At 50.8% G+C, this 14,174-nt stretch carries 12 protein-coding genes; 6 read left to right on the forward strand and 6 right to left on the reverse strand.

Annotated features, from left to right (window positions below; translation table 11 throughout):
• Positions 1 to 937 precede the first annotated feature (937 nt).
• Both LG219_RS14345 and LG219_RS14350 read right to left on the reverse strand, forming a co-directional pair.
• The gene (locus LG219_RS14345) at positions 938 to 1,720 is read right to left on the reverse strand and encodes a hypothetical protein (RefSeq protein WP_226765136.1); all 783 of its coding nucleotides are present in this window, start codon (positions 1,718 to 1,720) and stop codon (positions 938 to 940) included.
• Between the two features lie 208 nt (positions 1,721 to 1,928).
• Positions 1,929 to 3,221, reverse strand: a complete 1,293-nt coding sequence (locus LG219_RS14350; protein ID WP_226765193.1) for a tryptophan--tRNA ligase — start codon at positions 3,219 to 3,221, stop codon at positions 1,929 to 1,931.
• Between the two features lie 309 nt (positions 3,222 to 3,530).
• On the opposite strand from LG219_RS14350, the gene LG219_RS14355 reads away from it, so the two are divergent.
• The 3 genes from LG219_RS14355 to LG219_RS14365 all read left to right on the forward strand — a co-directional run bounded on the left by LG219_RS14355 (position 3,531) and on the right by LG219_RS14365 (position 6,362).
• Complete coding sequence (locus tag LG219_RS14355) at positions 3,531 to 4,307, forward strand: copper homeostasis protein CutC (RefSeq protein WP_226765137.1); 777 nt, start codon at positions 3,531 to 3,533, stop codon at positions 4,305 to 4,307.
• Positions 4,308 to 4,401: 94 nt separating this feature from the next.
• On the forward strand, positions 4,402 to 5,187 hold the full coding sequence (locus LG219_RS14360) for a 3-hydroxybutyrate dehydrogenase (protein WP_226765138.1): 786 nt from the start codon (positions 4,402 to 4,404) through the stop codon (positions 5,185 to 5,187).
• 83 nt (positions 5,188 to 5,270) lie between these two features.
• Positions 5,271 to 6,362: a patatin-like phospholipase family protein gene (locus LG219_RS14365; protein WP_226765139.1), complete on the forward strand. Its 1,092-nt coding sequence runs from the start codon at positions 5,271 to 5,273 to the stop codon at positions 6,360 to 6,362.
• Positions 6,363 to 6,469: 107 nt separating this feature from the next.
• Here the strand turns inward: LG219_RS14365 and LG219_RS14370 are convergent, their stop codons facing one another.
• The 4 genes from LG219_RS14370 to LG219_RS14385 form a co-directional block, all read right to left on the reverse strand.
• Entirely contained in the window at positions 6,470 to 7,516 is a 1,047-nt protein-coding gene (locus tag LG219_RS14370; protein ID WP_226765140.1) for an oxidoreductase, read from the reverse strand.
• A gap of 312 nt (positions 7,517 to 7,828) precedes the next feature.
• Positions 7,829 to 8,299 carry a GNAT family N-acetyltransferase gene (locus tag LG219_RS14375; RefSeq protein WP_226765141.1) on the reverse strand — a complete coding sequence of 157 codons (471 nt, stop codon included), beginning with the start codon at positions 8,297 to 8,299 and terminating at the stop codon, positions 7,829 to 7,831.
• A 222-nt stretch (positions 8,300 to 8,521) separates the two neighbouring features.
• Entirely contained in the window at positions 8,522 to 9,910 is a 1,389-nt protein-coding gene (gene argH / locus LG219_RS14380) for an argininosuccinate lyase (protein WP_226765142.1), read from the reverse strand.
• Between the two features lie 172 nt (positions 9,911 to 10,082).
• Entirely contained in the window at positions 10,083 to 10,547 is a 465-nt protein-coding gene (locus LG219_RS14385) for a YehS family protein (protein ID WP_226765143.1), read from the reverse strand.
• Between the two features lie 346 nt (positions 10,548 to 10,893).
• Here LG219_RS14385 and LG219_RS14390 point away from each other — a divergent pair, with 346 nt between their 5' ends.
• The 3 genes from LG219_RS14390 to LG219_RS14400 all read left to right on the forward strand — a co-directional run bounded on the left by LG219_RS14390 (position 10,894) and on the right by LG219_RS14400 (position 14,134).
• Positions 10,894 to 11,607 (forward strand): SPOR domain-containing protein, encoded by a 714-nt coding sequence (locus LG219_RS14390; RefSeq protein WP_226765144.1) that lies wholly within the window; start codon positions 10,894 to 10,896, stop codon positions 11,605 to 11,607.
• Between the two features lie 98 nt (positions 11,608 to 11,705).
• Positions 11,706 to 12,353 carry a thiol:disulfide interchange protein DsbA/DsbL gene (locus LG219_RS14395; protein ID WP_226765145.1) on the forward strand — a complete coding sequence of 216 codons (648 nt, stop codon included), beginning with the start codon at positions 11,706 to 11,708 and terminating at the stop codon, positions 12,351 to 12,353.
• 146 nt (positions 12,354 to 12,499) lie between these two features.
• Positions 12,500 to 14,134: an NAD(P)/FAD-dependent oxidoreductase gene (locus tag LG219_RS14400; protein ID WP_226765146.1), complete on the forward strand. Its 1,635-nt coding sequence runs from the start codon at positions 12,500 to 12,502 to the stop codon at positions 14,132 to 14,134.
• The last annotated feature ends 40 nt before the right edge of the window (positions 14,135 to 14,174 follow it).

Here is a 14,174-nt window from a genome sequence, read left to right on the forward strand (position 1 = left end):
ATGCGGCATTCTATACGGCGCAATTCGCTGCGCTCATTGACGCCCTACACAAGCATTGCGACGTACGCGGTTATATCAGTGGTGTATTTGCGTCTAGCCTTTCAACAGCAATGCTTTGCTGGCAATACATCTAAGTTTCATCTTGATCGTGGGTCTGGGGCTGGTAATCCCCTGTATCCAGCCGAGCGAGGAACAAGCGGGGCGGGGTTTTTGCGCTCATTGTTTGAGGCCGCAGGCCGAGTTTTGAGCGCAACCGCCTCGATTGTCCGCAGCGAGGGCACCGACGAAGTCGGCGCAGATACCGGGGGCTGCTTTGGGGTGAAGGGGGCTTTGCAGATGACGGGGCCCCCGCAAAGTTGCAAACTTTGTGGGGTGTGGGGCAAAGTCCCTTCCCGCCCGCGCGGCGGAACGCGCGCCAAAAACCACGCGGCGCAGCCGCAGAAAAAACAACACCGCCGGGGTTAATCGGGCGGTTGTTTGATCGCGGTAAACGTTGGGCTGCGCAAGCTTAGCCCAACCTACAGGGCTGGCAATACATCTAAGTTTCATCTTGATCGTGAGTCTGGGGCTGGTCATCCCCTGTATCAAGCCGAGCGAGGAACAAGCGGGGCGGGGTTTTTGCGCTCATTGTTTGAGGCCGCAGGCCGAGTTTTGAGCGCAACCGCCTCGATTGTCCGCAACGAGGGCACCGACGAAGTCGGCGCAGATACCGGGGGCTGCTTTGGGGTGAAGGGGGCTTTGCAGATGACGGGGCCCCCGCAAAGTTGCAAACTTTGTGGGGTGTGGGGCAAAGTCCCTTCCCGCCCGCGCGGCGGAACGCGCTCCAAAAACCACGCGGCGCAGCCGCTTAAAAAACAAAACCGCCGGGGTTAATCGGGCGGTTGTTTGATACAAAATGCGGCGCACTACGCTTCGCTTTGAGTGCGCCCTACTAGCTCTATTTGAACCTGCGTTGTTTTTCAATTTGCATATTGAATTTCTCAGTAATTGACTCATGATTATGATTTATTTCATTAAAATCATAATTATAATTTTTAGGGATTGATCCAAGTTGATAGCATATTAGTATGAGACTTCTATCTAACCCTGCTTTGTAGTTATACAAATCAATCATCAAAGGGATGTACTTGCCTGCATAATATCTAACGAGCATCTTATCGCATGGCATTTTATTAAGTTCCAACACAGCAAGAGAGTAACGCGTAAATCTGAGGGTTAGGTCTTGTGTAGTAGGACGAAAAACTCCATCGGACTCAAAGACACCTAACTTTATCAAATGGGGTATTACTTCATCAATTGAAAGGTCAGGATTTGCTATGTTATTAAAGTAGTGCTTCACAATCTGTAAATTATCATGCTTATTTAACTTACTATCAATCGTTTTTAATATCATATCCATACTTATCTTTCTTGAAATAATTTCTTTTATTTCATCTTCACAACGATGGAGTTCATTAATAATCTGACCGTAATAAAACGAAACTCTAGTTTTAATAATATTATCTATCACAGCTAAAACTGAAACCATTGCAACGGCGGCTGAAAGTAACTTAATAGGAAAATCAAATAATTTTATAAATCTCTCAAACCCTTGAGATGAAAAATCTAAAGAGTATATTTTATACTCTACAGATAAAATTTTAAAAAACGACAATATAGCGATTAAAATAAAAAAACATATAAAAGCATAAATTATTTTTATAGAATTATTAGCCTTCATTTTTCCACCAACATGTAATATTTACAGCCTTGATCGTTTTGTCGAGGACTTAAACCAGCTCATAGAGTGAAATAACTGAAAGGCATTCCACCGATTTGCGAACTATCAATAAAACGGTGGAATGCGCTTCGCTTATTCGCACCCTACACTTTATTTCGCCGACTCATGGAATACGGCGCAACGCCACAGCATTGCGCTCCCCCCCTCATCACTCCGCCGTCAACGCCACCAGCGCCGCAGCGACATCATCGGCACTCACGCCTTCCGCCAACGCCACTGGCGCGTCAGTCAACGCGGCGATGCCTTCTTTCTTCAAACGCCCAACCCACTGCCCGGCGTCTTTACCCGAAGCAAAGCCGGAACTGGTCAATAACAAACGACCAGCAGCGTCGCTGAAGTTGAAGTAGAACTGGCCGTCTTCAAGGCGGAATTGCTTGAAGCTTGGCAGCGCAACTTTGACGGCTTTTTCTTTGACGGCTGGCAGTGCGTTCATGCGGCGCAGGCCGACCGCTTCACGCACTTGCTTGAGTAGCGGCGCGGCAACGGCGCGGGCTTTCATTGCACCAATCTGCAGCAATGCTTCGATTTGCTCAGGATGCGCCATCAGAGCTTGGTATTTGTCGCGCATCGGGCCGATGTGGCTTTCAATCAGTTCAATGGTGTGCTTTTTCGCGTCGCCCCAGCCAAGGCCGGCGACTAAATCTGCGCGGAATTTCGCGGCTTGCTCAGGTGTCGCGAACGCTTCGTAAATGCTGACCAAATGGCATTCTGGGTCTTTCGGTTCGCCCGGCAACAGGCTGTTAGTGACAATCTTCGCCACGGCGTCTTTGAGCGCTTTGGCGCCGCCTTCAAATAGCGGAATGGTGTTGTCGTATGATTTACTCATTTTTCGGCCGTCCAGGCCCGGCAGCGTGGCGACTTGTTCTTCGATATGCGCTTCAGGCAAGACGAAGAAATCTTTGCCTTGGCCGAATAAATGATTAAAACGCGCGGCAACGTCGCGGGTCATTTCGATATGTTGAATTTGATCGCGACCAACCGGCACTTTGTGCGGGTTAAACAGCAAAATATCGGCGGCCATCAAAATCGGATAGCAAAATAGGCCCATGGTGATACCCGCATCGGGATCTTCACCCGCAGCTTCGTTGGCGTCGGTTGCGCCTTTGTAAGCGTGGGCGCGGTTCATTTGCCCTTTGGCGGTAACGCAAGTCAGTAGCCAATTGAGTTCGGTCACTTCCGGCACGTCCGACTGGCGATAAAACGTTACGCGTTCAGGATCGAGGCCAGCAGCCAACCAAGTCGCGGCGATTTCAAGGCGCGAGCGCTCAATGCGGGCGGGATCATCGCATTTAATCAGCGCGTGATAGTCGGCCATAAAAAAGAAGCAGTCGGTATTGGACTGTTGGCTAGCGACAATCGCTGGGCGAATCGCGCCGACATAATTGCCCAAATGCGGTGTACCCGTGGTAGTAATGCCCGTTAAAACACGCAAACTCATTATTTTTTCCTCAAACTAAAACCGTGCCAGCCCCTGCAAATGGCAGAAAGCAAATTGATGGCGGCAAGTCTAGCAGGCGGCGCAGCAAAACCATAGCGTCTGTGCGCTGGCGCGGGTTTTATGCCAAGACGCCTTGGTCAATGCCACCACGACATTGACCAAAGCCGTCAACGCTTATCCGGCTCGGATTTGCTTTAGCGCAGAGCTTGTCGATGCGATGACTTATTTTGCCGATTTGATCGCCAGACATTAACCACAAAGCGGGCTAAGTCGCCGATAATCACCCCACTCATTTCAATAGGACTCACGACGATGAATGCTACCGATCACTCTGCCATCACCCTTGAAATTTGCGCCGGCTCGGTGACGTCTTGCCTTGCAGCGCAAGCAGGCGGCGCGCAGCGCGTTGAGTTTTGCGATAACTTGCTCGAAGGCGGCACCACGCCATCATATGGCCAGCTGGCTGCAGCGCGCGATCGCTTATGGATTACGTTGCACGTGATCATCCGGCCACGCGGCGGCGATTTTTTGTATAGCGATTTGGAATTTGAAGTGATGGAGCGCGATGTATTGGCGTGTAAAAGGTTAGGGGTGGATGGTATTGTCATCGGGCTATTGACCAGCGATGGCCACATCGATATACCCCGCACTAAACGCTTGGTTGAACTGGCGGCACCGATACCGGTGACGTTTCATCGTGCCTTTGATGTGGCGTGCGATCCGGTGCAAGCACTGGAAGACATCATCAGCGCGGGCTGTGTTCGTTTGCTCTCCAGCGGCCAAGCGGCGAGCGCAATCGAAGGCGCGGCGTTACTCAAAGCACTGCAAACGCAAGCGGGCGATAGATTGATCGTCATGCCGGGCGCGGGCGTGCGCGGCCACAATATCGCCGAACTGGTGGCGGCCACAGGCTGTAATGAGTTTCATAGCTCAGGCCGTGCGCCGTTCCCCAGTGGCATGGTTTACCGTAATCCCAAGGTCAAAATGGGCGCGCCGGGGCAAGATGAATACAGCGTGGTGGAGACCGATCCGCAATTGGTGCGTGAATTACTGGGCAACGCACAAAATGCCGCCGCGCTACGTGATTAATGTCTACAAATTGACGTAAAACTTTCAAGACTTTCTGGTTATCCTGCGCATTTGCTGTATGTTGTTATGTATGCCAACTCGTGCAGGATTAACCATGTCACTCCAAGATAAAGTTGCTTTGATTACGGGCTCAACCAGCGGTATTGGTCTGGGCATAGCGCGCGCTTTAGCCCAGCAAGGCGCGACGATTATTCTCAATGGTTTGGGCGATCCGGCGCAAATCGAAATCATCCGCGCCAATTTAGCCGCCGAATTTGCCACCCCAGTGCATTTCATCGCCGCCGATCTGAGTAAAACTGCGGCGGTTGAAGACTTAATGCAGCAAATCGACGCGCAATGCGCTCGACTGGATATTTTGGTCAACAATGCTGGCATGCAGTTTGTTAGCCCGATCGAAGACTTCCCGCCCGAAAAATACGATTTAATTATCGCGCTGAATTTATCGGCCGCGTTTCACACCATCCGCCTGGCTGTTCCCGGCATGAAAGCGCGCGGCTGGGGACGCATTATCAATATCGCCTCGGCGCATGCCTTGGTCGCCTCGCCGTTTAAATCAGCGTATGTCGCGTCGAAACACGCGGTGTTGGGGCTCACCAAAACCGTAGCACTGGAACTGGCCGAGCACGGCATCACCGCCAACGCCATTTGCCCGGGCTATGTAATGACGCCGCTGGTACAGCAACAAATTCCCGATACCGCCAAAGCGCGTGGCATTAGCGAAGCAGCGGTGATTCGCGACGTGTTGCTCGCCGCACAGCCAACCAAACGCTTTGTCGAAGTCGATGAACTGGGCGCTTTAGCCAGTTTCTTATGCAGCGATGGTGCGCGCTCAGTCACCGGTGCGGCACTGCCGGTCGATGGCGGCTGGACTGCGCATTAATCATCATTAAAGACCACCCCTGCGCCAAGATTTCCAGCCACTGAAAACGCGGGCATGGCGGGCGAATAACACCGAGGATCATCATGAGCAAAAAGAAAATCGCGATCACCTGCCAAGGCGGCGGCAGCCAAACCGCTTTTACCGCTGGCGCGCTCAAAGCCTTGTACGACAATGGCTTTGCCGAGCATTACGAGCTGGTCAGCATTACCGGCACTTCCGGCGGCGCGCTGTGCGCCACGCTGATTTGGTACGCCCTGCTCAAAAAAGACCGTTACATTCCACAGCGCATGCTTGACCTATGGGCCGACAATACCGCGCAATCGGATGCCGAATTACGCTTTAATGATTATTTAGTGGACGCAATGCGTAAGGTGAATAGCGGTCAGATGCCGCAATTTAATATCAGCCCCTACTCGCCCTTGATGCAAATGATGAACAGCGTGACCGGCAAGCAATTCCGGCCAAACTTTACCGATTTTCGCGCCTTGCTCGAATCGCATATCGATTTTGCTGAGCTCAAAGCCATGGGCGCCAATACCGAGATGCCCGCGCTGATTTTGGGTGCGGCCGAAGTGTTAACCGGCCAATTGGCGAAATTTAATTCGCGCACCGAGGCGATTCGCGTCGAGCATATTTTATCGTCGTGCGCCGTGCCGAATATTTTTGAAGCGGTTGAGTTTGATGGTAAAGCGTATTGGGATGGGCTGTTTTCGGACAATCCGCCAGTCGACGAAGTGATCAAACCGATTTACGTTGGCGAAAAAAATATTCCCGATGAAATCTGGGTAATTAAAATCAACCCCAATGGCTGCAAAGCAGTGCCCAAATCACCCGAAGCAATTGCGGATCGGCGCAATGAAATGATCGGCAATATGTCGTTATTTCAGCAGCTGACCAGCATTCGCACACTGAATGAATTGCTGCTCAATCACGCCTTTACGCCCGAATTTTTAGCCAAAAACGGCGTAAAAGAACCCGTCAAGCTACCGCGCTGCCTCAGTAGCGACGATATTCGCCCCTACCACATTCCATTTATTGAGATGTCTGAGGCGCTGCAAAGCACTTTAGATTATGAAAGCAAGCTCGATCGCAGCCCAAAAAACATCCACAAATTAATGCACGACGGCGAGCAACAAGCGCGGCTATTTTTAGCCGAAAGACTGGCTGCGAGCTAGGGTCGGTTGACGTTTGGTTTTCAGTCGCAAACCAAACGTCGTTCGATGTGAGCTTGCTACAACGCTAAATCGCCGCGAACAGTAGCCAGCGCTCGGCGCTGGCCACTTTAAAGCACCATCACGCGGCGACCTTGCGCGTCGCTTTGAATGGCTAATTCTAAGATTCGCATCACATTCCGCGCCTGCGCCGCCGTCACTGGATTGTCTCCAACACCGAGTAAGGCATCACGAACACCGGCGTAATACGCCGCATAATTGCCGGCGGGTAATGGCAAGGCTTGGACTGAAATTTGATCATTTTGACTTTGAAAATGCTGCGCCTGCCGAGGGTCATCCCCCCAAGCCGCCTGCTCAGGCAATAATCCGGCCTTTAACCAAGTCTCTTGGGCATCAAGCCCATTCACCGACCATGCGCCTTGTGTGCCTTGCACTAAAAAGCGCGCTGTGCCACCACTCACCAAGGTGCTCGCGGCCAAAATCGCTCGCATTTTTGGGTAGTGCAAAATCACATGAAAATCATCCACCGCCTGCGCGCCACTGCGCCGCAAAGCCAAATCGGCAGTCACGGCATTAGGCATGCCAAATAACTGCAATGTTTGGTCAATTAAATGCGGGCCTAAGTCATACCACAGCCCAGCACCCGCGACATTGGCTTCACGCCAGCGCGCTTTCACTTCAGGACGATAACGATCAAAACGGGAAGTAAATTCAACCACATCACCTAAAACACCACTTTGCAGCATTTCACTCAAAGCAATAAAGTCATTGTCCCAGCGCCGATTATGAAATACCGACAGCAATAATCCCGCTTGCTCGGCGCGCACGGCTAAGTCTTCTGCTTCACGTACTGTCAAAGTAAATGGCTTATCCACCACCACATGCTTACCGGCCGCAATGGCGGCGCGCGCCAAGGGATGATGCGCGTCATTGGGTGCGGCGATGACGATTAAATCTAAACCGGGGTGCGCCAATAAGCGATCCGGCTCGGTTTTGACCACAATATCCGGCCAATCGGCCAACACATCCGCAGGCCGTGAGCTGGCAATGGCGACCAAACGCAATCCCGGCGTCGCATTAATCAGGGGAGCATGAAAAGTTTTACCCGCGTAGCCATAACCAATCAGGCCTACGCGCAAAGTTTTAGTCTTTGGCATAAGTACTCGTGCAAAAAATTTTATGGCAAGACGTAAAGGCCGATAAGACATCCAGTACGACAAAGCGATACAACGATGCAAAAATGCTGTTACGGGTCTACTTACGTCTTCAAAATTGAATCACTGAGTGTTGCTTATATCGCAAATAAAAACCCTTGTCGCTAAGTTAATACCGCAGGCCGACGCATTAACTAGGCAGTTTATTGCTGACAAAATGCAAGTTAAGCCATATTAATTGCAGGCATTAATTTAAGGCTTTGTTTTTTATCGCAGAATAATTAAGCCATTTAAAAAAACTTAAACCGCACCAATTTAAATCGCCACAATCGGTGAATATTGCCACAACATATCCACATGAGAAATATCATCCTCAAGATAAGGCGCAGAGACGGTGGCAAAGCCACTTTTGGCGTAAAAATCTTGCAAATGCGCTTGTGCCCCAATTTTATTATTAAGACCAGGGTATTGCTCGACAGCCCCTTTTAAACCGCGTGATATCAATTGATACCCAAGACCAGTGCCACGAAAATCAGCCCGCGTAATCACCCGACCCAAAGAAGGTTCGGCGTATTTCAAGCCCGGCGGCACCAAACGCAAACAAGCGACCAAACGATCATCGCAATACGCTAATAAATGCGTTGCGACTAAATCCAAATCATCGATATCGGCATAAGCACACGCCTGCTCAACAATAAATACTTGCTGTCTGAGTTGTAAATATTGAAACAATATCGGGGTATCAAATTCATCAAAAGTGAGCCAGCGCCAAACTATATTCATCATTACACTCAAAATAAATCAATTAAATCGATCATAAAAAAATACGGCATGCAATAAAAGCCGGATACTGACTTCAATCGTTCGCATTCATTTCATCAGACAAAAACATTTGCAAGCCAATCAACCGCGACGATGGCATCGCAATCCGCGCCTGCCTATAAAAAAAGCATCATTTTCCTAAATAAAACAGGATAAATGATGCTTTTAAAGCCGGCTAAAGCCAATTTAGCAGCCTAAACGTTCACGCCATTTTGCCACTTGGACTAAAACTTGGAACGGCGCGGTGCCGCCGACGTGATTGCGCGCTTCTAAGCTGCCTTGCAGTGTCAGCACATGGCAAACGTCTTCTTCGATTAAAGGAGAAAAACTTTGCAATTCAACCAAGGTTAAGTCCGACAAATCTTGGCGTTTTTGCTCGGCATAACGCACCGCCAACGCCACCGCTTCATGCGCATCGCGAAACGGCAAGCCGCGTTTGACCAAATAATCGGCCAAATCAGTCGCTGTCGCAAAACCTTGCTTAGCGGCACGCTCCATCGCATCGGGCTTCACAGTAATACCGCGCATCATGTCGGCATAAATCCGCAAGGTATCAGTGAGCGTATCTACAGTATCAAATAGCGGCTCTTTGTCTTCTTGATTGTCTTTGTTGTAGGCCAACGGCTGGCCCTTCATTAAGGTCAACAATGAAATCAAGCTGCCATTCACGCGGCCAGTTTTGCCGCGAACGAGTTCAGGCACGTCCGGGTTTTTCTTTTGCGGCATGATTGAAGAGCCGGTACAGAAACGATCGGCAATATCAATAAAGCCAAAGCGTGGACTCATCCACAAAATCAGCTCTTCCGAAAGGCGCGATAAATGCGTCATGATCAAAGCGCCAGCAGCGGTAAATTCAATCGCAAAATCTCGATCGGACACGGCATCGAGTGAATTTTCGCAAATGCCTTCAAAACCGAGTAATTTGGCAGTGATTGAGCGATCAATTGGGAAGGTCGTCCCGGCCAATGCCGCAGAGCCTAAAGGCATGCGATTGACCCGTTTACGGGTATCGACTAAACGCTCAGCATCACGGCCAAGCATTTCGACATACGCCAGCATGTGATGACCAAAAGTCACCGGTTGCGCCACTTGTAAATGAGTAAAACCGGGCATCACGGTATTGGCATTGCTTTCGGCCAAATCGAGCAAAGACTTTTGCAATTCACGCACCAAGCGCAGCAAGACATCAATCGCTTCGCGCAAATACAAACGAATATCAGTGGCCACTTGATCGTTGCGCGAACGACCGGTATGCAAACGCTTGCCCGCATCACCGATTTTATCGGTCAAACGGCGCTCGATATTCATATGCACGTCTTCGAGATCCAAACTCCATTCAAAACGGCCGGCGCGGATGTCATCCAAAATATCCGCCATGCCACTTTGAATCGAACGTAAATCGTCGTTGGATAAAACGCCCACTTGATTGAGCATCCCCGCGTGCGCCAGCGAGCCTTGAATATCGACCTCCGCCATGCGGTTATCAAAAAATACCGATGCGGTATACCGCTTTACCAATTCACTCACTGGTTCATTAAAGCGACCAGACCAAGCTTTGTTTGCAGATTCGGACATGCGAAAAATCCAGATATAGTTGGAACAATGACAGCGATTATAACGACAGCCGAGCAAAAGCTGCACTCGACTTGCTCGATGCGCCAGAAACCGCCCACTTTAAGCGCTCATTGCGACGACAAAGAGACGCCCGCGAATACAATCAGCCTCGCCAGCGCCGAACATCAGCCCTTTATCGGCCGCGAACGCGCAGTGTTAAGCCTTTTAAGAAGTTGCGTAAGAACTGATCGCCGCAAGGGCGAAAATGCTTGTGATCTTTTTTACGGAATAATGCCGATAGCTCTGGCTTGGATACTTCAAATCCGGCTTCAGCCAACATCGCGTAAATATCATCGTCTTTGAGTTCAAAAGCGACGCGCAATTTTTTAAGCACTAGATTGTTGGTGACCGGCAATTCAATCGGCATTGCCGGACGGCTTTGGTCTTTACCACGGCGCAAATACACCAAACCATCGAGAAAATTGGCCATCGTCACATCATCACATTCTTGATATTCCAGCTCTTCTTCTTTTTTTAAAAACGCCATCATGGTGGCTTTATCTAAAGTTTGGCCGGCCAATTGCAGTACATCGACTAATTTGGCATCGCTTAAATCGAGCATGTAGCGAATGCTACGCAGTACGTCGTTATTTAACATGTTTGCAATCCTTCCATTCAGAGTGACTCCATTGTACCTGCTGCGCTGCGCTTCGCCGTGCGCAATCACGCATTGCCAACCCCAACAACGCGCAGAGCGAAAGCTGGCATCGGAGCAAAATCGTTTTGATCGCCAGCAAATCAAACGCGACCAAAGTAAAATCGAGCACATTGGCTGTCGCTTTTCTGCTGATCTGACCCCGCTTACTGAGGTTGGGGTCGATAATGCGCTGCTGGAACTTGCAAAGCGCGGTAGAATCACGCGATTCGTAGAATCAATTTCGCGCAGTGCCCAATACCCAGCTGTGCGATAAAAAGGCCTTATCCGCCGGAGACCAGAGCAAGCCATGAGCCGTGATATGAAACCCATCCGCAGTAGTAGCCGCAGTGCCAGCAGCAGCGCCAATAGCCAACGTAAAAGTGGCGGTAGCTCATTAATCACCGGTTTACTGCTTGGATTGTTTGTTGGTATTGCCATTGCGGTCGCCGTGGCGCTGTATTTAAATCGCAGCGGTAATCCATTTAAAAACGGCAATGCCACCCCAGCGGATGCGGTGAGCTCAGCGCCTGAAACCGCCGTCGCGCCGCCAGAAGTTTTGCTGCCAGGCAATGGCAAAGAAGTGGCACTCAATCCCGCCCCAGCCAGTACTGTCGCCAGCAAACCGGCCAGTGCCAACGCCAGCGGCGAGCGTTTTGATTTTTATAAAGTGTTGCCTGAGCTCAACGAAGAATCGGCCGTTGCCAGCACGCCAGCGCCAGTCAAAACGGCCAGCCCCAAAGCCAGCCCAACCGTTTCACCCGCAGCAACCCCCAAAGCGGAAGCCAATAAAAATGCTTGGCTGCAAGTGGGCGCGTTCAAAGATGAAGGCGACGCCGACAATCTGAAAGCCAAGTTGGCGCTATTGGGCGTTGAATCACGCATTCTCACCTCAGATATTCCTGACAAAGGCATTTGGCATCGAGTTCGCATTGGCCCTTTTAATTCAAGCGCCGATCTCGATAAAGTCCGCGGCCAACTCAAAGCCAATGGCATTGATAGTGCCATGGTAAAAGCCAATTAATCGACCCGCAGGTGATCATTCGGGATGTGCAGCAAATGGGGATCGGACAGCCCCATCCCAACTTGCAACCCTCAATCCCCTCTCTTTTCTAAGGAAACATGATGTTAAAGCACTGGATTAAAACCATCGTCGTCGCCGCGTCATTGCTCAGCGCCACCGCAGCTTTTGCCTTTACCGAAGGTAAAGATTACAAAGCCATGAGCAAACCGATGCCCGTTGCTGTACCTGGCAAGGCCGAAGTAATCGAGTTCTTTTGGTATGGCTGCCCACACTGCTTTGCCATCGAACCGTATGTCGATGCATGGGCAGAAAAGCTACCGAAAGACGTTAATTTCCGCCGGGTTCATGTGATGTGGGATGGCCGCAATGATATGGAAGGCCACGCCAAGATCTTCCTCGCGCTACAAGGCATGGGCTTGGATGCCAAATACCAACAAGCGGTGATGAAAGCGGTCCAAACAGACCGTATCGAATTACGCAACGAAGCCAAACTGCTGGAATGGGTTAAAAAACAAGGCATTGATGTTGCCAAATTTAAAGCCAATTACAATGGCTTCTCCACCCAAATGCAGCTGAAAAACCTGACTAAAATCACGCAAGACTATCAAGTAGACGGCGTACCGATGTTTGTCGTTAACGGCAAATGGGTGACTAGCCCAGCAATGGTCGGCGCGGAAGATGCCACCATTACCAAAATGGTCGATGAACTGATCGCCAAAGATCGTAAAGCACCGAAAAAGAAATAAGCCCTTAATCCTGATAAAATACGCCACGCTGCCAACAAGTAGCGTGGCGTATTTTTTATTGAATCAACGTATATCCAGCTAGCCCTTATCCAGATTGGGCTAGCGATCAATACTCTGTTGAATAAACCTCAACCCGGAAGGACAACATGCTCCGCATTACCGAACTCAAACTGCCGCTCGACCATTCTGAAGCCGAACTTAAAACCGCCATCGCCGCTTATTTGAGCATCGCCGAAACCGACATCAATGGCTTTAGCGTATTTAAACGCAGCTTTGACGCACGTAAAGGCCATATGCTGCTGGCCTACATTATCGATTTGGACGTGGGCGCGCTCGAAGCGAAACTGCTGGCGCAATTTAAAAACAATGTGCATGTGCTGCCAACGCCAGACACCCGCTACCACTTTGTCGGCCAAGCACCGGCCGCCTTGCCACATCGCCCTATCGTTGTTGGTTTTGGCCCATGTGGGATTTTTGCGGCGCTGATTTTGGCGCAAATGGGCTTTAAACCGATTGTGCTCGAGCGCGGTAAAAAAGTGCGTGAGCGCACTAAAGACACTTGGGATTTATGGCGTAAAAACACGCTGCATCCCGAATCGAATGTGCAATTTGGTGAAGGCGGTGCCGGGACTTTTTCTGACGGCAAGCTGTATAGCCAAATCAAAGACCCGCGTCATCTCGGCCGCAAAGTACTCAATGAGTTCGTCAAAGCGGGCGCACCCGATGAAATTCTGTTTATCGCCAAGCCGCATATCGGCACGTTTAAACTCGTCAGCATGGTCGAAAAAATGCGCGCCGAGATTGAATCACTCGGCGGCGAAATTCGCTTTCAGCAGCGCGTTGACGATCTCATCCTTGAAGATACCGCCGATGGTAACAAGCAAATCCGTGGCGTTCGCATCACCGAGATTGGCGTCGAAGGCCAGCCTAGCAGTGAAATTTTGAGTGAACACGTGGTCATCGCGCTCGGCCACAGCGCGCGCGATAGTTTTGAAATGATGCACCATCGCGGCGTCTTTATGGAAGCCAAACCGTTCTCGGTCGGCTTTCGCATCGAGCATCCGCAATCCTTAATCGATGCCGCGCGCTGGGGACAATACGCTGGCCATCCGATCTTGGGCGCTGCCGACTATAAACTGGTGCATCACGCCGCCAATGGCCGCGCCGTGTATAGCTTCTGTATGTGCCCGGGTGGCACTGTCGTTGCCGCCACCTCTGAAGTGGGTCGCGTCGTCACCAACGGCATGAGTCAATATTCGCGTAACGAGCGCAACGCCAATTCCGGCATGGTGGTCAGCATCAATCCAAGCGACTATCCCGGCGGCGCCATGGCTGGGATTGAATTCCAACGCCAGCTCGAAAGCCAAGCGTTTATCCTCGGCGGCGAAAACTACAACGCGCCAGCGCAATTGGTCGGCGATTTCCTCGCTGGCCGCGCCTCCCGCGGTGTCGGCGCAGTCGAGCCATCGTACAAACCCGGCGTGAACTGGACTGATCTGGCCAGCACACTGCCCGATTACGCCATTACGGCCATGCGCGAAGCACTCCCCGCCTTCGGCAAAAAAATCCGTGGCTACGATATGCACGATGCCGTGCTAACCGGCGTTGAAACGCGCACTTCATCACCACTGCGTATCACCCGTGGTGACAATTGCCAATCGCTCAACGTGCGCGGTCTCTACCCCGCTGGCGAAGGCGCAGGCTACGCCGGTGGGATTTTATCGGCTGGGGTGGATGGGATTAAAGTCGCGGAAGCGTTGGCGCTGGATCTCTTAAAATAAGGGTATATCTACGTAGGCATTGATTAACAATAGCTACAAA

It is taken from the genome of Deefgea salmonis, assembly GCF_020531905.1.
In the GTDB taxonomy this organism is placed as follows: domain Bacteria; phylum Pseudomonadota; class Gammaproteobacteria; order Burkholderiales; family Chitinibacteraceae; genus Deefgea; species Deefgea salmonis.